This window comes from Stenomitos frigidus ULC18 (assembly GCF_003003795.1).
GTDB lineage: Bacteria > Cyanobacteriota > Cyanobacteriia > Leptolyngbyales > Leptolyngbyaceae > Stenomitos > Stenomitos frigidus_A.
This window is the reverse complement of record NZ_PVWK01000096.1, coordinates 1-17766: the sequence shown is the minus strand read 5'-3', so window position 1 is coordinate 17766 and position 17766 is coordinate 1. Positions and strand designations below refer to the sequence as shown.

Annotated in this window: 15 protein-coding genes; 10 read left to right on the top strand and 5 right to left on the bottom strand. The window is 50.4% G+C overall.

The genetic code is table 11. The features are described 5' to 3' along the window. Positions 1 to 76 precede the first annotated feature (76 nt). Both C7B82_RS16785 and C7B82_RS16780 read left to right on the top strand, forming a co-directional pair. Positions 77 to 2047 carry a helix-turn-helix domain-containing protein gene (locus C7B82_RS16785; protein WP_106257436.1) on the top strand — a complete coding sequence of 657 codons (1971 nt, stop codon included), beginning with the start codon at positions 77 to 79 and terminating at the stop codon, positions 2045 to 2047. Between the two features lie 1194 nt (positions 2048 to 3241). Beyond that, on the top strand, positions 3242 to 5296 hold the full coding sequence (locus tag C7B82_RS16780) for a hypothetical protein (protein ID WP_181357534.1): 2055 nt from the start codon (positions 3242 to 3244) through the stop codon (positions 5294 to 5296). 1 nt (position 5297) lies between these two features. Here C7B82_RS16780 and C7B82_RS32420 read toward each other — a convergent pair whose 3' ends face one another. After that, on the bottom strand, positions 5298 to 5444 hold the full coding sequence (locus tag C7B82_RS32420) for a hypothetical protein (RefSeq protein ID WP_181357533.1): 147 nt from the start codon (positions 5442 to 5444) through the stop codon (positions 5298 to 5300). A 77-nt stretch (positions 5445 to 5521) separates the two neighbouring features. On the opposite strand from C7B82_RS32420, the gene C7B82_RS32415 reads away from it, so the two are divergent. From C7B82_RS32415 to C7B82_RS16765, 4 genes are all read left to right on the top strand, one after another. Next, positions 5522 to 5680, top strand: coding sequence for a hypothetical protein (locus C7B82_RS32415; protein WP_181357532.1), 159 nt, complete (start codon positions 5522 to 5524; stop codon positions 5678 to 5680). Positions 5681 to 5778: 98 nt separating this feature from the next. Then, complete coding sequence (locus C7B82_RS16775) at positions 5779 to 6180, top strand: hypothetical protein (RefSeq protein WP_106257435.1); 402 nt, start codon at positions 5779 to 5781, stop codon at positions 6178 to 6180. A 48-nt stretch (positions 6181 to 6228) separates the two neighbouring features. Further along, entirely contained in the window at positions 6229 to 8622 is a 2394-nt protein-coding gene (locus tag C7B82_RS16770; RefSeq protein WP_339375198.1) for a tetratricopeptide repeat protein, read from the top strand. 159 nt (positions 8623 to 8781) lie between these two features. After that, the gene (locus C7B82_RS16765; RefSeq protein WP_106257433.1) at positions 8782 to 9090 is read left to right on the top strand and encodes a hypothetical protein; all 309 of its coding nucleotides are present in this window, start codon (positions 8782 to 8784) and stop codon (positions 9088 to 9090) included. A gap of 125 nt (positions 9091 to 9215) precedes the next feature. Here the strand turns inward: C7B82_RS16765 and C7B82_RS16760 are convergent, their stop codons facing one another. Genes C7B82_RS16760 through C7B82_RS16750 form a run of 3 tightly spaced genes read right to left on the bottom strand, consistent with a single transcriptional unit; the run spans position 9216 to position 12193 of the window. Beyond that, a complete protein-coding gene (locus tag C7B82_RS16760; protein ID WP_106257432.1) occupies positions 9216 to 9902 on the bottom strand; it encodes a hypothetical protein in 687 nt (228 codons plus the stop codon). Between the two features lie 3 nt (positions 9903 to 9905). Then, on the bottom strand, positions 9906 to 11549 hold the full coding sequence (locus C7B82_RS16755) for a hypothetical protein (RefSeq protein ID WP_106257431.1): 1644 nt from the start codon (positions 11547 to 11549) through the stop codon (positions 9906 to 9908). Continuing rightward, positions 11546 to 12193 carry a hypothetical protein gene (locus C7B82_RS16750; RefSeq protein WP_106257430.1) on the bottom strand — a complete coding sequence of 216 codons (648 nt, stop codon included), beginning with the start codon at positions 12191 to 12193 and terminating at the stop codon, positions 11546 to 11548. Before C7B82_RS16750 ends, C7B82_RS16755 begins: the two co-directional genes overlap by 4 nt. Before the next feature lie 127 nt (positions 12194 to 12320). Between C7B82_RS16750 and C7B82_RS16745 the strand changes: the two genes are divergently transcribed. From C7B82_RS16745 to C7B82_RS16735, 3 genes are all read left to right on the top strand, one after another. Next, positions 12321 to 12794, top strand: a complete 474-nt coding sequence (locus C7B82_RS16745; RefSeq protein WP_106257429.1) for a hypothetical protein — start codon at positions 12321 to 12323, stop codon at positions 12792 to 12794. Between the two features lie 424 nt (positions 12795 to 13218). Next, positions 13219 to 13650, top strand: coding sequence for a hypothetical protein (locus C7B82_RS16740; RefSeq protein ID WP_106257428.1), 432 nt, complete (start codon positions 13219 to 13221; stop codon positions 13648 to 13650). Between the two features lie 19 nt (positions 13651 to 13669). After that, positions 13670 to 16030, top strand: a complete 2361-nt coding sequence (locus C7B82_RS16735; protein ID WP_219904532.1) for a tetratricopeptide repeat protein — start codon at positions 13670 to 13672, stop codon at positions 16028 to 16030. Between the two features lie 159 nt (positions 16031 to 16189). On the opposite strand, the gene C7B82_RS16730 is transcribed toward C7B82_RS16735, so the two are convergent. Then, positions 16190 to 17254, bottom strand: coding sequence for a hypothetical protein (locus C7B82_RS16730; protein ID WP_106257427.1), 1065 nt, complete (start codon positions 17252 to 17254; stop codon positions 16190 to 16192). A gap of 305 nt (positions 17255 to 17559) precedes the next feature. Here C7B82_RS16730 and C7B82_RS32410 point away from each other — a divergent pair, with 305 nt between their 5' ends. Next, the gene (locus C7B82_RS32410; protein WP_219904530.1) at positions 17560 to 17700 is read left to right on the top strand and encodes a hypothetical protein; all 141 of its coding nucleotides are present in this window, start codon (positions 17560 to 17562) and stop codon (positions 17698 to 17700) included. Positions 17701 to 17766 lie beyond the last annotated feature (66 nt).

Here is a 17766-nt window from a genome sequence, read left to right as displayed (position 1 = left end):
TTCATTTTGGAACACCTCTCCAAACCGATTGCTACCTGACCCCAGATATTGCTACTTTTGTCAATGCGTAAGTCCTATGACTCTCGATAACCCATCCGCCATCGATCGCCAAACCCTCCTTGCCTCCATCCCTCACGAATGGGAGGCAAAATTCAAGGAGGAACTGGCGCGATCGCCTATTTTGAAGCTGGTTGCACTTCAGGTTTCCCAGCATCTCATCGAGATCTATCGCCAACGGGTCGAGCTTGCCCTCAACGCCGGAGATATTGGACTCCGCAAACTCCAATCCCCTCACTTGGACATCAAGCGGAGCAAAAACGGCACTTATACTGTCACACTCCGTTCGAGTGAAGCCCTCCGCAAACCAACCGCCGCTGAAGAGCAGGTTGAGCATCTGTTCAAGGCACTGAACTTCTGGGAGTCTTCCGCCTCCTACATGTGGTTTGACCTCACCAAAATCGCGTTCGCCGAGATCGAGAAAGACATCGGGCAGGTGGCGCTAGAGGACATGGAGTCCCAGAAGCGTTTAACTACTCTCTACCGCTACATTTTCGACGAAGCCTCTGATTCCCTCAAGTCCAACTTTTCCTCTGTCTTACAGGTCTACATCGACCAGGCAGTGCAACTCATTCTCAACAAATATGACCTGCCGAATAAAACGATTCAGGAATTAGAATGGCTAGCGGGTTTGGGACAACAGAAAATCGTTCCTGGCGCACCAGCGACCAACCCTGAACTCTTTGCCAACGGCATCACCAGTAACTTTGCAACCTGCAAGCTGCTCTGGGAAAGCGTCAATATTCTGACGCAGCGCAGTGACCTCCAGTGGCAGCCCGATGAAGATGGCAAGTTAGCCTACACCAGCCTCCTCAAAGACGGCAGAGGACGGCTGATTTTTTGGGTGACAGACAATCCCGAAGAACAGTACCCCGAAGCCCTGGCAGGAGAAGCAGCCCTGGCAGTGATTGAGACCTTCGACATCCGTGCTGCCTGTATGCACCTGATTTACGCGGCTCACGTCACCACGCTCGATCGCCCCTGGGAAGAAGAATTTGTCATCGACGATGCTCAGATTTCTTCTTACATGGGACTGGATAAACGCAAGGATCTTACTAAAGAACAACGGCTGAAGCTGATTGAGCGCATTTCCGAGCAACCAGCGCAGATTCTCACCTTTTTGCACTGGCCCCAGCAAGGCAACGTAGAGAGCTTCTACGTGGAGAAAAGCCGCCTGTGGGAAGTGGCGATCGGCTATCACGGACAGCGAGACATCTTCGGGGACATCAAATGTACCGGGTTGACCATCCGCTGTCGAGCCGGGATGTGGGCGAAGTACTTCCTCAACAAACGGGGATCTGAAGAGGGCAACGCCTTCTACCAGTATGGTGTGCTGTCTAAGACGCTTTTGCAGACCATCACGCGCGTTTGGCAGCACAGTGAGGGAGCCGCCCGAATGTTGGCATGGCTCTCCTTCAGGATGCGCGTGAGAACCAATCAGGTGATGCTCACCTCTACCCTGATGGAAGTTGCCTATGGGGTCGAAAAAGTGACCGCAGCGCAACGCGATCGCGACTTGCGAAGCGAACTCGCCAATACCTGGGATCGCGACCTTCTGGTGCTCCATGAGGCAGGACTGGCGATCGAATTTGATCCCGTTACCTACCCATCCGAGATTCAACCCGATTGGAAAGAAGGGGGACGAGGCGAGAAAAAACGTCCGAAAGGCTTCTGGGAGCAACTTCGCAACAGTCGCCTTTACGTCCATCCGCCCAAAGAGATTGCTGAAGGCATTGCGAAACTTCAGCGTAAGAAACGAACCATTGACGTGGAAAGTCGCCTGGTTCCCGCTAAACCCATCAAAGCAGGCTCAACCTTTGGTGGTGAGCAGATTAAAGCAGCCCGAGAAGCCAAAGGCTGGAGCCAGGAAGAATTAGGCAAGCAATTGGGCAGAACAAAGATGTGGATCAGCCTCATTGAGCGGGGCAAACGCAGCATCAAACCCGAGGACTCCACCCAGCTACGAGCGCTTTTGGACCTCGATCGCTAAGGGAAATGGAGCTGATTCAGTAAACAGTAAACAGCGTAAACAAGAGAATGCGTAAACAAGTAAACAGTAAACAAACCTCAAAAGCTGTTTACCAGAGTATTCCTTAAAAGCATAAGACTGCTTTACAGGAGGGATTTCAGGCTGTAAACAACTTCCCGAACCGGGGGGATAACACCCCGACCCCCAGGAGTAAACAGCCCCGAACCGGGGGGATAGTCTATCCGCACCCAGGGGACTGTAAACCCGACCGTAGGGGATAAAAAACCCGCACCTGGGGGGCAAAACTATTTTTTGAACGGCTGAAATGCTTTTGCACAGGTACTCCTAGAAAAAGTAAACAAGCCTAATTATTTAAATGATCTTGATCGCCAGTAAACACTAAGAGCATTTGTACTGCCTCTGTAGAATGGCACGCAATGAACCATACCGCTGTACTCAGTTACAGCAGCAGGCGTGGTTCGCAGTGGCGTTGAGCTAGGAGCATCTGCTCCGATAATTTCCAGTTCTTGAGTGAAGCCGTCAAGTGAACATTGGCTATTTGTAAGCCAGCCCAAGTGGCAGAGGTAGCTGTTGTTTACTTCGATCTTCAATTTTGATCTAGTTCTCTGTCACTCGGCGCTGTAAATGACCAGGACAATCTAAGCGTGCATCTTCGTGTCCTGGTTTCGGTCAATCATCACAACGGGTACAGGGAGGTACGCCACACACCAGGCATCGTCTAAGACTTCACCACCACAAACACCAGAAAACCGGGACAGACCCTCGGCAAAGCGTCCTTCATCCCGGTTTCCTAGCCGTTTCTGAAACAGACTTCAGAATTGGTGGGGTATTTTTGTGCATCTATACCTAGAATACTATCTCTATCACAATGTGCAAGAGGTAGCAGGGTTGATTTATGCAAATTTTCCCCTGCCAGTTTGTAGAAACCCTGTAGTGCGACCCAGCAGCCATTTGTCAGCCAGCTGTCTAGCTGCAACGCTGGCAGCGTGATCAATCCGCAAACGCTCACGGGTGAATGCCCCCATTCAGGCTAGAGAAATCGGTAATTCTGTCCCGGCTCCACCATTGTTAAGGAGCCGTTATGACCATTGCTTATCGCTTCAATTCTTATCAAGTCAACTCAATCTCTTTGTCAGTCCCAGTCATGCCACTGGGATGGGTTTCGCTGTTCTGGTTGTCGTTGGGAGGGTTGTGATGCAAGCAGCAACCGCCAGCCCCTGCCAGTACATCCAGGAGCAGGAGAACGCGTTCCTGGCACTCTTCCCTCATCGCTATGACTACATCTGGGCAGAGCATCCCGACCCCCAAGGCAAAGTCGAATGGAAGACCGAGAGCCGTCATCCCCTGAGCGATCGTCTCATCCACCAGGGAGCCTACCTCTACGGCGTACGCTTCGGTGCTGAAACCCAATATTGCTTGCTGGACATTGACGCTGGCAGCCTTTATCACCCCAAGCGTGATCCGTTCGCAATCGCGCGCATCCTGGAAGCCCTGGAACCATTGGGCTTGGTCAGCGCGATCGCCTGCACATCCAGCTATAGCGGCGGAATTCATCTCTATTTCCCCTTCGAGCAACCGCAGAAAACCTGGGAGTTATCCCTCGCCCTGCAAGCCGTGCTGGAAAATGCGGGCTTCAAGCCAGCGCTGGGGCAACTGGAACTCTTCCCCAATGCGCGTCTGTTTGTGACCGAAGGTACGCCTAATCTGTATGCCGCCCATCGGCTACCCATGCAGGCAGGTTCCTACATTCTGAGTGACGCGTGGGAGCTAACCAACAGCAATCAAACCACCTTTGTCCAGCACTGGCGTTTTGCCCAACGACGCAATGATGTCAGTGCTAAAGCCTTGCAACGGGTGCTTAAAGTGGCGCGACGGAAACGCTACACCCTGTCGGGTAAAGCAGACAAGTTTTTGAATGACCTGAATGCTGATATCGAACCGGGCTGGAGTGATTTTGGGCAAACCAATTTTCTCCTCGGTCGCATCACGATGCGGAGCTACATCTTTGGGCATTTGCTATATGGGTGTGAACCGCTGGCAGGTAAAGCGCTAGTGCATGACATTGTGCGTGTAGCCAAAACACTCCCTGGCTACGAAGACTGGTGTCGCCATCAAAGTGGCCTTGAGCAGCGAGCCGAAGAGTGGGCACAGTGTGTGGAAGCCAGCCACTATTTTCCGTTTGGGCAAACCAAGACTCCGCCAACAGCACTCGTTACCGCGAAAGCAGCAGTAGAAACCTTGACCTGGAATCAGCAGCGATCGGAGGGAGCACGCGATCGCATCCGCCAAGCGATCGCTGACTTACTGAACCACAGCAACCTTCCCAGCCATGCTACGGCTCGTTTTCAGGCACTCACCCGTTACGGCATTGGTGGTGGCTCGCTCTATCGGCATCGCGACCTCTGGCATCCCGTTCACCTTGTGGAAAAACCCCCAGACCCCCCAAATATCTTAAGTGTCTCCTCAATGGCTAGCGCTGCGGGCGCTCCCATTGAAGGAAACCCTAAAAGCTTATTATCTGATAATGATGGTAATAGCCGAAGCAGTGAGAGTTTAAGCGATTCTTTAGAGTCCGATCGATCTTCAACAGATGGTAATAGCCTGCCAGCTAAGGAAGCTAGCGATCACGTCAGTGCTGATGCATCGATTCAACCAGTGGAGGAGCACGAAGGCTTAGAAGGCATACGGTATGTTCGGCAGGTTTTAGCCGCCATTCAGGAGCGGCATCAGGCTAGCCGAGAAGCCGCGAAATTGCCTGTTCAAGCTCAACAGCGCAAGCAGAAAGATACACGAGCCGCACAAATGCAACGGATGCAGCAATATTGGGACTCTGGCGATCGCATTTTGATGGCAGAAGCCCAACGATGGGCAATCGCAAACCCAGGTGTGCTGGATCTTCCTGCACCCTTAGAGGCTCAACCGCAACAAGGGGAACCCAGCATCCTGGCAGATCCCCCGATGGGAAGGGCATTACTGCAACCAGGGCATTCGGTTCAGAGCATGGCTGCTTCAGAGGCGTTTGAACAGGAATCAGCCGTACCGATCGATGAAGGGGCCTTGGGGATTGTCGATCTTTCAGATGTCCTAGCTCAAATCAGCGTTCAGCGGCAACGGCTTGGGTGGACATCAGAGCAAGTTCAGGAGGCACTCTCGCAACACTTTGGGAAAGCCAGTCAAGCGCTGCTGACAGACTTGGAGTTAATGGAGTGGTTGACCTGGTTACGGGGGCAAGCGCGATCGACAGACTAATCTAATGCCCTTTGAGTGGGCAGGGTAAAGGCAGTAGTGGAAGATGTGGGGCAATGGTTTGCAAGAACAGCGAAAAAGGCAACGCCTCAACCATCAGCGGTATAGGGTTCAACAGGTTAATTTCAGTTTGAAGTAGGAACGTTCTCATTTGAAGTAGGAACGTTGCGGTTTGCAATGAGAACGCTCCGGTTTCAAGTCGGATGCTTCTTGTTTCAAGCAGGAGTGATGGGAATTAAAACCGCAATGGTCTCGTTTGCCATGAGAATCTTCCCGTTTCAAGTGAGAACGTTTCTGTTTCAAGTAGAAACGTTCCTGTTTCAAGTGAGAGCGATCGCGCTTACGAGCAAAACAATGCCGTTTGAAGTCGGAGTGATGACGCTTTAAGGTCAAATGCTGGAGTCTTTCGCATAAATACTAAAGATTGCCGGATAGAACGCTGTTGCCAAAGTAAAAAGGATGCAGAAAGCATTGGCACTAAACTTATGGCAGATCCATTAACGGCAGCAACGATCGCGACACTCATCATTACTAAAATCTTTGAGAAACAGGGCGAGAAGGTTGGTGAAACAGTTTGGGCGAAGGGAGAGCAGTTGTTGGTGTTGTTGCGACATAAAGCTTGGGGCACGGCAAATGCGATCGAGCAAGTCGCTCAACAACCAGCATTAGCCGCAGAACAACCAGAAGAGTTTGGTGAAGCGAAGCTGATCGGTGAAGTAGAGCAACTGGCTGCTGCTGATCCAGAGATTAAAGCAGCGGTTGAAGCAGTAGCGGCAGAGGCAACGGCTCAACCTGGGACAATACAAAACCTGACAAAACTGGCAGAAAAAATTGGGGTTGTCAATTTGGGTTCAATTACTAATCAGACAAACACAATCAACCTTTGACTACAGTCGTCGGGAGAGGCACCGACAAAGAAAAGCACCCCAGATAACCTGGATCAACGCGGCACCGACATCTTCATTGGGCGAGAGCAGGAGTTAATCAAGCTGCATGAGCGGTTGCAGCGGTATGACACTGTAGCAATCTCTGGCATGGGTGGGATTGGCAAGACCGAATTGGCAGTGAAGTATGCCCGGACGCATTTAGAGCAGAAAACTTATCCGGGTGGCGTGGTTTGGCTTAAGGCACGGGAAGATGTAGCCTCGCAAATTGTACTGTTTGCCCGATCGCTGCCCATGCCGCAGCCACCGGATGATTTTGAACTGGCAGAGAAGGTGAAATTTTACTGGCGCAACTGGCAGGATGCCAAGACGCTGGTGATTCTGGATGATGTCCAGGACTATGGAACCATTAAATTGCTGCTGCCAGTAGACCCGCGCTTCAAAATTTTGCTGACCACGCGGTTAACGTTGCAACGCCCCATAGAAGATTTTGAGATTACGGTACTGTCGGATGAGACGGCGATCGAATTGTTGAGGGCGATCGTCTGTGATGAACGGCTCGACCAGAATTTAGCGATCGCAAAGCAAATCTGCGACTGGTTAGGCTACTTGCCACTAGGCTTAGAGCTAGTCGGGCGGTATCTAGAGCGAAAACCGGATATATCGTTGGAGACACTGTGGCAACGCTTGCAGGACAAACGGCTAGAGGCGAAGGCTCTATTGAAGGCAACTCCAGAAATGACGGCAACGTTAGGAGTTGCGGCAGCGTTTGAGTTAAGTTGGGACGTATTGGACGAGCCAACGCGACAGTTGGCAATGTTGTTGAGTCTGTTTGCCCTAGCAGAAATCCCCTGGACGCTAGTCCAAGCTTGTTTCGTGGAGGAGTATGCCGAAACTTTAGAGGATGTGCGGGATGAGTGGCTGCTCAAGCTACATCTGCTGAAACGCACCGGACAAGAGATATACCGACTGCACCAACTGCTACGAGAGTTTTTTGTGGCAAAGCGAGAGCAAATGGTAGAAGCAGATGCCCTGAAGCAGGCGTTTCGCTCAGCCGCGCTTAAAGAAGCAAAAAGAATAATTCAAAAGCCAGATCGATCGCTCTTAGCCGAAACCACTACGTTAATGCCCCATCTCCAAGCCGTCGTGCATCTTAGCGAAACATCAGGGCATGAAACCGATGTTGCCGTTGACCTTGCTTGGCTGGCAAATCTTTACTATTTTCAAGGACGCTACACGGAGGCAGAACCGCTACTCCTTAGAGCCTTGACCATTAGTGAGCAGCAATTAGGTGCAGACCATCCCGATGTTGCTGCCAGACTCAACAGTTTGGCAAATCTTTACTATTTTCAGGGGCGCTACAGGGAGATAGAATCGCTGTACCAAAGAGCCTTGACCATTAGTGAGCAGCAGTTAGGCGCAGACCATCCCGATGTTGCTACCAAACTCAACAATTTGGCAAACCTTTACCGCACTCAGGGACGCTACGCCGAAGCAGAACCGCTGTATCTAAGAGCCTTGACAATCGGTGAGCAGCAGTTAGGCGCAGACCATCCCGATGTAGCTACCAGGCTCAACAATCTGGCAGGACTCTATGAAGACCAGGGATATTCTGCCAAGGCAGAACCGCTGTATCTAAGAGCATTGGCAATCAGTGAGCAGCAGCTAGGTGCAGACCATCCCGATGTAGCTATCTGGCTCAACAATCTGGCAAACCTCTACTCCAATCAGGGTCGTTATGCCGAGGCAGAACCACGGTTTCTAAAAGCGTTGGCAATCAGTGAGCAACAGTTAGGTGCAGACCATCCTGATGTTGCTACCTGGCTCAACAATCTGGCAAGCCTCTACTCCAACCAGGAACGCTACGCCGAGGCAGAACCACGGTTCCTTAGAGCGTTAACAATCCGTGAGCAGCAGTTAGGCGAAAACCATCCCGATATCGCCAACAGCCTCAACAGTTTGGCAGAACTATACTGTGCTCAAGGACGTTACACCGAGACAGAACCGCTACGCTTGAGATGTCTAGAAATTGAGAAGCAAACGTTAGGGGAAAATCATCCTCAATTTGCTGCTAGTCTCAACAATTTGGCAGGACTCTACGAAGGTCAGGGACGCTACGCCGAGGCAGAAACGCTATACCTAAGAGCGTTGGCAATCAGTGAGCAGCAGTTAGGCGAAGACCATCCTGGTGTAGCTACCAAGCTCAACAATCTGGCAGCACTGTACAAGGCGCAAGAACGCTACACCGAGGCAGAACAACTTTTTCTGCGGGCGTTAACCATCCTTTTTGAGAGCTTGGGAGAGACTAATCCAAGTACCCAAACTGTCTATCAAAATTTCCAACAGTTCCTTGAGCAAGTCTTGCGAGAGCGACGCACAAGACAACTCTCGGATCATCAGTGGACGCGAGGCATTCTAGAAAAGCTAGCTTGGGATGAAGGATAAAGGGAGACGGAAGGATTGCTTCAAAGCATCTGCTGTCGCAAAGGTGTTGCGGCATATGAGGGAGAGGAGAATAGGGTGTGGGGTTTAGGGGTGAAGCGGTAGTACGGGAAAGAACTGGAGCCAATAGAATAGATTCAGGCAAAACCAAATCTAGTCGCTATGAACGCTCAATTGGTTGACTCACTCGTGCAGGTGATTCTGGCATTACCAGCGGAAGAACAGGCAGTCTTGTCAAAAAAGCTTGCCGAAGCACAGGTGTCAACGACACCTCTAAGTCAATCCAATTATGGAGAAACAGGTGAGCAGATCCTACAGCCCCTCATAGCTGCGGGACGAATCATTCCACCCGCCCAACATCCAGAGATTCCACTCCTTTCTGAAGCAGGCCTCAAAGTGATGGTCAGCAACATCCAAATTTCTGGGAAACCCCTTTCAGAGGCGGCGATCGAGGAACGTGGTGAATGGTAGATGTTTTGGACGGCAGATATCCGCTTACTCGCGATCGCGCAAGCTGGGAGTTTACTTGCCGATAATCCCAATCTTCACCCTTAGCTCAAGCCCCATGTAAAGACACTCACGGAAGTTACAACAACCTAGCGGATGGCTTGTAACCCTAACTGGCTGAGTTTGAGAAGCAGAGCCAGTGAGACATTGGCTCGTTTCGCAGCGATCGCAACAGGTGTGCCGCTACGAGCGTCGGCGGTACACTGACGGACTCGCTCAAACAGTGGATCATCCCTCATGGCATATCTGCGCGCAATCGCCACCTGTATCCCTGCCTCTACCCGCTTCAACAGTTCTGGAGTGGAAAGCGTTGGTGCGATCGAATTAGTTTTCGCAGCAGTTCTCGACATCTGCACATTACTATATTCTGGTGTGCCATGTGCAGCCACCACATTGAAGCTGTGTAGCTGTTGCTTACCTTGAGCATCGATCGTTTTAATCAACAAATTGGTTAAAGTCGCCGTCGTTGCACCAGGAAACTTAAGCGGCTGAATCTGTTTGAGAAAAAGTGTAGAGGCTTGACCCGATTCAAGCGGTACATCGGCAGTGTAGACCAGGCGTGAGGAATCACCCAGCACCACACTCGTGATGCGTTGGTGGACTGCACTAAAGTCGATCGCGGTTGCCCGTCCAGCCCAGTCCTTCACTGTCATTACCTGTTGCTGATTCGTGGGTGCCGTTGGAGAAACACGCATCATCTCTTGTGCTGTAACTGCACTGGGTTGAAGCAGTACAACACTCAGCGCCAGCAGCAAGGGTGAAATTTGCTTGATCATGCGCTACCTCTGAATTTCAAAGAAGGTATTGAATACCACCGACACCTCCTCATCTTGCTTGACGATCAGGACTTTCGGTTGCGAGAGCAACGCCTCAGTTGCTTGATCCGAGCGCTGGCGGAGTCGATCGGCTGCCACACCAAACGCGCCTTCCAAAGCTGCCGCCAGCAAATTTGGCTCACGGGTGGTGCGTCGGGATACTTGAGAACTGCTTAAGCCATCCAGAATGATCGTGTTATCTTCTTGAGGGCGATTCACCACTTCACCAATTTTGCCTAGCCCACTCAAGAGAGAAACCAGGAAATCCTGTCCGGCAATTGCACCACCCGGATCGCTGTTGGAGGTGGCAATCAGCGGTTCACCTCCTCGCCCTCTCACCAGCAAACTCTCTGCTGGAATTTGTTGCTGCTGCGGTTGACCCAGATGATCCTTGTAGACGATCGCCACGGCACTCTGATTCACCAGATGGGTCTGTTTTTCAAGATTGGTAAGCTCAGTGATGAGCAGAGTCCCTTTGGGTAAGGCAATGCTGCGATCCATCGCTGGCACATCCTGAGTAAGTTCCACTACAAAGCGTCCCAGTCCTTGACTGTCCTGACTGGCAATCATCGGTACCACAACTCTGGCTGACACCGTTGTTCCGATCGCAACACGCCTTGGTTGAGACGCTGGTGCTATATCGATGTCAGCCTGTAAGATCCGTTCTTCTGTCGTCAACGTATCACCGAAACCCAACCCTCCAAATGGTTTGGCAGACGCGACAACAGTTTGAGTATCGGCAGGAACTTGAAACATAGGCGGTTGAAGCAATCCCAGCAACGCATGAGGCTCAGTGATGTCTGGCTCCTCTGATGGTTCTGCCGCTGCGGACTGCATGCCCACCTGCACCGTTGGAATCAATTGATTGTTCATGCCTGCATTACCCGTCGGTTGATTGCTGGCAGTCATCGCTTCTGAAATGGTTTCGGCGGTTCCTTGCTTTTCTGCACCCTGTTGTCCCAGTTTCGCCAAGGCAGTCCATCGAGCAAACGGATCGACTGACTCTGGTTTGGGAGAAGTCGCGGCGGGTGTAGCCGATCGTGCCCTTACAGGTGTGGGATAGCGGCGAGCAGGAGGCGTGCTGCGGATCGTCTCTGGTTCAGACACTGATGCCATACGACGAGACCGGGTAGATTGCCGTTCTGACTCCTTCGCCTCTTTGCCCCGCTTGTTTGGCTTTGCTTCTGTTTTTTCCACGAGCGACTGCTGATCCTGGAAAGCAAGTTGGCTTTTCAGCGTACCTTCATTGTCCGTAGTAAGGGTCGGTGTGGGTGTAGGCGATGCAATGACTTCGGGTTGCTTGTCACCTTTGGGAGCCAGGAACAGAAACCAGATGCCGAAGGCTCCACCGCCGATAGCGCCGAGGGGTAGCGCTACCGTTGCCAGCCGCACTAAAGGGTTTTCATGGTTGGGTCGAGTATCACCGCCCTCTTGCGCCTGCACCAACCTGTAGGCTGACTCGACCAACTGCTCTGTTTCTGCCGGGTTATAGCCAGCGAGTCGCGCCGCTTCCGTGGGGTCAATACTCTGACTCGCCGGACTGGATGTAGCCGAAGGGTCTGACGCTTCGTCTGGAAGCCCCTGCATCGGGTTCGTTGGATCACTCATGGTTGATTGGGACTAAACGGTTTAATCTCAGTAATTTCCAGTCCGGCTTCTCGAACGTTGTAGACTGCTCGTTCAACATCCGTGGCATCCTTGCCCAACGGTGATTGGGGGATATCCACAGCATCCAGAACAAACGTGCGATTGAAAGGAATTTCCTCAATTCGCCCCGATTGATCAATCACATTGCGGGTGGCAACCATATCCACTTCATAGCGACCCGGTGCCACGGTTCGTGGCTCTGAAATATAGCTAATGAGGATGGTGGAACGGGTACTACCGCTGAAGACACCGGCTGGCGTTAGTTGAGCGATCGCGTTGCGTGACTCGGCTCGAAAGCTGGAGCCATTGGGCTTGGTCTTGCCTTGCAAAAGAAAGGATGCCAGGTACGCGGTTGTCGTCAGGCGGTCATTGCCAACCTTCTGCCCCGCATCTGGCTTGCTCGTGCCGGGAAGTTTGCTATCCCAGGTCCAGGTCAGAATCGTCCACTGGCGCGCGACATTTTTCACCAGATCAGGTGTACGGTAGGTGCCTACTGCTTCACGGATGGCAACGGCTCGACCATCAACCAACTGCACAAAGGTCGTCTTGCGTGTTGCTAAATCATTCACCTTGACGCTCAGAAAGAGCACCAGCAGATCACGCACTCAGGCGATCGACGACAGTGGGACTCGCTTCTGCACTTACATCACTCATGCGGATGGTCAGCAGCGATGGAGAGATAAGATTTCTGGGCACACTGAAGGCTGTAAATTTAGCCGGGGAGATCTACTCATGGCAACCAACCAAATTAGTGCAACGTTGATGCAGGCAGACCGGGATGCAGCACTCGCCGCTATTGCCACTCTCAAACAGAAACTGCCGTTCTTGATTGACTTGACGATGGAGGAGCGGAAAGCGCTACCCAAGATGGGCGATAAGAGTCGAGCGTTTGTCACCAAGGCGTTGGAGGTGGCGACGCAGAACCCGGACTTTTTGCCCCGGTCGTTTGATCTGGAGGAAATGCGGAAGGATGTGCAGTTGTTTGAGGCGATGTATCCGATCGTCGTAGCGCTGGCACAACTGCAGGAGCTAATGGACGACACGTATACAACGGTAGGCAGTGAAGCCTATGCCGCCGCGTTGCAGGTGTATAACTACGCAAAGGCAAGTGGACAGGGCGCAGGGTTGGACTCTGTGGTGGATGAATTGGGGCAACGGTTTGCGCGGAAAGCGAAAAAGGCAAAGCCTCAACCGTCGGTAGTGTAAGGTTCAACAGGACAATTTCGGTTTGCAGTAAGAACGTTCTCGTTTGAAGCGGGAACGTTTTTGTTTGAGGTGAGACCATTCCGGTTTCAAGTCGGAACATTTCTGTTTCGAGTCGGAACGATGCGGGTTAAAACAGCAATAGTCTCGTTTCAAATGAGAATCTTCCTGTTTGAAGTCGGAACAGTCTTGTTTGAAGTGAGAAAAGTCCTGTTTTAGATCAAAGCGTTAACACTTCAAGCTCAAACGGTCCTGTTTAAAGCCAGAACAGTGCCGTTTGAGAAAAGACGATCGCAGCTTGCAAAGCAGCCATTCCAGAATGAGCGCTATATACAGCAGCATTTTTCTGCACAGATTGTGAATTTTGCGGGAAGATTGGAGAAACTGGAGTAGTAAAGAAAAGAGTACTCGTCGAGAATCCCCCCCAATGGAACCTGTAACGACGCTAACGGCCGCTGCGATCGCTAATCTTGCCTTTCAGAAGTTTGTGGAAGCGGGCGCTGGTGAAATGGCGAAGAAGTTTACGACGGACGCGATCGCAAAAATAGATGATCTTCGCCAAAAGATCGTGGCGCGGCTGCGGGGGAAGACGGAAAAACTAGATGAAGCGCTGGTTAAAGCTGAAGCAGGCGATCGGACAGTGCTAGAAACCATTAGCAAACATCTAGATGTAGTGATGGATGATGCACCGGAGTTTGCCGCAGAAATTCGAGCAATCGCTCATGAGATTACACTGCAACAAATTCAAGACAACAGCAGCATGAACCAGACCAATTACGGCGGCACAAACTACCAGACCAAAACGGGTCAGGACAATACCAACTTTTTCGGCGGCACCCACAATCACGGACAGAAATAGCCTCTAGATGACAGGCAGCATGGATCAGATCAACTCCGGCGGCGAAAACTTTTTGGTCAACACAGGTGAAAATAACACCAATTTCTTTGGTGGAGTTCATCATCACTATTCTTCCTTTCGCCGTTCTGCCACAGGCATTCCTCACAATCTGCCCTACAGCGGCATAACGCAGTTTGTAGGGCGGGAAGACGACCTAGAACGGTTGCATCAGCAATTACAACCAGGAAGCCCTGTAGCGATCTCCGCAGTTTCCGGCATGGGTGGGATTGGCAAGACAGAATTGGCATTGCAGTACGCCGATCAACATCTGAACTTGCAGACCTATCCAGGGGGCATTTGCTGGCTGAGAGCACGGGAAGAACTGGGCACCCAAATTGTTTCTTTTGCCCAATCATGTCTGGATCTGTCACCTCCAGAGGATCGGGAATTAGCGGCAAAGGTGGCATATTGCTGGCAGCACTGGCAGGAGGGAGCGGTGCTGGTGGTACTGGATGATGTGCAGGACTACCAGGATATCCAGTCGTTTCTGCCGCCTCCTGGACCACGCTTTCGGGTATTGCTGACTACACGGCTGACGCTGCGATCACCCGTACGAAATATTGAAATTAAGGTGCTGACGGAAACAGCAGTGCTGGAGTTGCTGCGATCGTTGGTAAAAGATGGACGAATTGATCAGCAGATCAATGAAGCTAAGCAAATTTGTAAATGGTTAGGCTATTTGCCGTTGGCACTGGAACTTGTCGGGCGGTATCTGGCGCGGAAACCCGATACATCCGTGGCGACCCTGTGGCAACGGTTGCAGAACAAACGCTTGGATGCAAAAGCGCTTAAGGATAGAGAAACGGGTATGACAGCATCGTTGGGTGTCACTGCCGCCTTTGAGTTAAGTTGGGAAGGATTAAGCGAAGCGGCACAGCAGTTGACGGGGCTGTTGAGTCTGTTTGCGCTGGCAGAGATTCCGTGGGAACTGGTAGAACCGTGTTTGCCAAACTGGGATGCTGAGGAACTGGAAGAACTGCGGGATGAAAAGCTAGTGGACTGGCATTTGCTGCAACGCACTGGCAAAGGACTGTATCAACTGCACCAACTCCTACGCGAGTTTTTTACCGCAAAGCGGGAACGGATGTCAGTCGATGGAGAGCTGAAACACGCATTCTGCCGGGTGATGACGGCAGTAGCAAAACAGCTACCTTACTCTCCGAGCAAATTGCAGATTAAGCAATTCACCCCTGTTATTCCCCACCTAAAAGCAACCGTCACCACGCTACACACCAGGCTGACTGATGCCGATGTGATCAAGCAATCTACTGGTATCGCCAATTTCTATGAAGGACAGGCAGCCTACAAGGATGCCATCCATTGGTCTGAGCACAGTTTAAAGATCGCGAAAACGCGCATGGGTAGAAATCATCCCGATACCGCCACCAGTCTCAACAATCTGGCAAGACTCTACTATTTGCAAGGACGCTACGCCGAAGCAGAACCAATCTATCTAGAATCACTCTTAATTCGAGAGAAACAACTGGGAACCGACCATCTTGATGTGGCAGCCAGCCTCAACAATTTAGCAGAAATCTATGAATCGCGAGGACGCTATGCAGAAGCAGAACCGCTCTATCAAAAAGCCTTAAAACTTAGAAAAGCTCAATTGGATGAACACCATCCTGACATAGCGCAAAGTCTTAACAATTTGGCTCACTTATACACCATGCAGGAGCGCTATGCAGACGCGGAACCGCTTTATCAAAAAGCCCTAGAGCTTAGAAAAACTCAGTTAGGTGAGCGCCATCCTGACACAGCGCAGAGTCTTAACAACTTGGCTCACTTATACACCATGCAAGGACGTTACTTGAAGGCAGAACCGCTCTACCAAAAAGCTTTAGAGATATTGGCGGAAGAATTAGTTGAAAACCACCCCGATGTAGTCAGTATTCTTAACAACATGGGTCGTCTCTATGCAAACCAAGAGCGCTACTACGAAGCGAAGCAATCCTATCAAAAAGCCTTAGAGATATTAGAGGAGCACTTTTGCAACCACCCTAATCAAGCTAATATTCTTAATAATATTGGTCTTCTTTATGCAAGTCAGGGACTATTCTCTGAAGCGGAACCCCTCTATCAAAGAGCTTTAGAGATATTGATACAAGAACTAGGCGAGAACCATCCCTATGTAGCCAAGGCTCTTAGCAATTTAGGAGAGCTATACTTTTGCTGGGGCGAGTCGCAGCAAAACTACTATCAAACGATGAATTACCGCTCTCAAGCAAGAAATTATTATTCTCAAGCCCATAAAACTGCCAAGAAATCACTAGGTTCCACTCATCCAATAACCAAGACGATTAATGATACTCTTAGAGTGATTGAAGAATATCTCGGGTAAAGCCCCTTAAGCCAAAGCATTTTAACTATGCCTTGCAAATAATGTCCTTAATCAAAACTAAACGCTTTGTCATTTGAGAAGCCCCACTGACTCAATATCCTCTTTGGATTTTTGACTAGGCTCTCTTAGCTTTAATTCAGTTCAAGAACGTATAAAAGCTCACCAAGATGAAATGGCTTGCAAGTCCAAATCTTTACTTCTCAACATAGCATTGTAGAGAGTTTTCCCGTTTGAACTTGATCTGCTCGGTCTTTTCCATCGAGTTGGAGTTCGTACATGAGGCTGAGGATCAAGAGTTGCAACCTTATTTAAAAAACTCCTCCATGAATCAGGATTTGTGCGTTTCACATATCTAAAGAGGGCAGCGAATTGCATGGTTCGAGTTGCTGCATTAAATACAGCCGGATTGTACTGCTCAATAGTCGATAACTTTGATTTCATCCTGTCCGTAAGACTGGTGACTGGAACGACTTTTGAACCTTCACGTTTCCAAAAATAGTAGTATGGACGGTTACTCAGGCTTAAATCATCGCTCTTTGTAAGAATACTCACATTCAGCCCTTGGTCAGTAAGAACCCATGATTGAAATTTCTCTTTGCCAAACGCCTTTGATATTTCGGATGCAGCACTTATCCAATCTTGTTCGCTTGGCTGTGGTTCTCCTTGTCCCCGAATAACCCGACCATCTACTTCAGGGAGCTTCCAGAACTCTCCCAGATCCTGAAACAAGATATCCGCTTGCATCAAGCGTAAGCCCAATAAAGTGTCATTGAAAGCAGGGTGGTAAACGATGTGATAGGCTTCACGAGTGCTCTCCGAACCGAACAAGGACACGCACGCCGTATATTGACTGTCTGCAAAATTTGTGATGGGGATCAATTGCCAATTAGGGATATTTGGGTTGTAAGTCTTACTCCCGATAGTAACGGCTAATCTACTTCCATCGCGCTGTTTCGCATCATATGACAGTGATACTCCACCATCTTTCAAGCTAACTTCTGGAGCTGCTACGGCTTCAAAAGCAACTCCTCCTACCCTTGAAACAAAAGATGGAGATGATAGCCCAGCTGCACCGTTCATCGCCACTTGCAGAGGCTTATTTGAAAATCCAAAATCAAAGCTGTGCCTTCCAATATTTACCGCCAAAGCGCCAAAAGCAGTTATGACGATTAAAAGAAACACGGAGAAAGACAAGCCAAGGCTTTTAGCGACTTTTCTTTTCATATATTTATGTTGAGTAGGCTGATGTTATTCAGAAGCCACCGATTTCTCTAATAAAACAAATCGGGAGTTGGCTACTCTCTCTTAGAAGAGTATACATCACTCCAAAAATTTTAAGTGTCTCTTCTATAAAATGCGGTATCGCCAATCCATCTCTCTGAGTCGATACTCAAGGCAACTCCACCCGCTTACTGGTTGCCGATGCCAACCTGAATGATGTCTGGTTTAAAGCAGAGCGATCGGATGCTAAACACTGGCAGGTTCATTATGATGAGCTTTCCGAAGCCGATCGACAAGCCATCTTGAACTTGCCTCAAACGCCAGCGCGGTACGCCCAACTGGCGGCAGCACAGGAAATAGTGGAGGCATTCCAGCAACAGGTAACGTTTGGCGATCGCCCGGTGAGCTTTGCCTGGGCAGATGGCGACGGCAATCCCAATACCAATTAAATATGAAGTTGCGCCAAACTAAAGGAGTCCCCTTTGAGGTCATGGGTCATGCCAGGACGCCCCTTT

Bases quoted from the DNA above. Each gene is read 5' to 3' on its own strand.
- C7B82_RS16785 (WP_106257436.1), top strand. From the start codon at position 77: ATGACTCTCGATAACCCATCCGCCATCGATCGCCAAACCCTCCTTGCC.
- C7B82_RS16730 (WP_106257427.1), bottom strand. From the start codon at position 17,254: ATGAAAAGAAAAGTCGCTAAAAGCCTTGGCTTGTCTTTCTCCGTGTTT.
- C7B82_RS16755 (WP_106257431.1), bottom strand. From the start codon at position 11,549: ATGAGTGATCCAACGAACCCGATGCAGGGGCTTCCAGACGAAGCGTCA.
- C7B82_RS16740 (WP_106257428.1), top strand. From the start codon at position 13,219: ATGGAACCTGTAACGACGCTAACGGCCGCTGCGATCGCTAATCTTGCC.
- C7B82_RS16760 (WP_106257432.1), bottom strand. From the start codon at position 9,902: ATGATCAAGCAAATTTCACCCTTGCTGCTGGCGCTGAGTGTTGTACTG.
- C7B82_RS16735 (WP_219904532.1), top strand. From the start codon at position 13,670: ATGGATCAGATCAACTCCGGCGGCGAAAACTTTTTGGTCAACACAGGT.
- C7B82_RS32420 (WP_181357533.1), bottom strand. From the start codon at position 5,444: ATGAGAACGTTCCTACTTCAAACTGAAATTAACCTGTTGAACCCTATA.
- C7B82_RS16780 (WP_181357534.1), top strand. From the start codon at position 3,242: ATGCAAGCAGCAACCGCCAGCCCCTGCCAGTACATCCAGGAGCAGGAG.
- C7B82_RS16745 (WP_106257429.1), top strand. From the start codon at position 12,321: ATGGCAACCAACCAAATTAGTGCAACGTTGATGCAGGCAGACCGGGAT.
- C7B82_RS32415 (WP_181357532.1), top strand. From the start codon at position 5,522: ATGGGAATTAAAACCGCAATGGTCTCGTTTGCCATGAGAATCTTCCCG.
- C7B82_RS16765 (WP_106257433.1), top strand. From the start codon at position 8,782: ATGAACGCTCAATTGGTTGACTCACTCGTGCAGGTGATTCTGGCATTA.
- C7B82_RS16775 (WP_106257435.1), top strand. From the start codon at position 5,779: ATGGCAGATCCATTAACGGCAGCAACGATCGCGACACTCATCATTACT.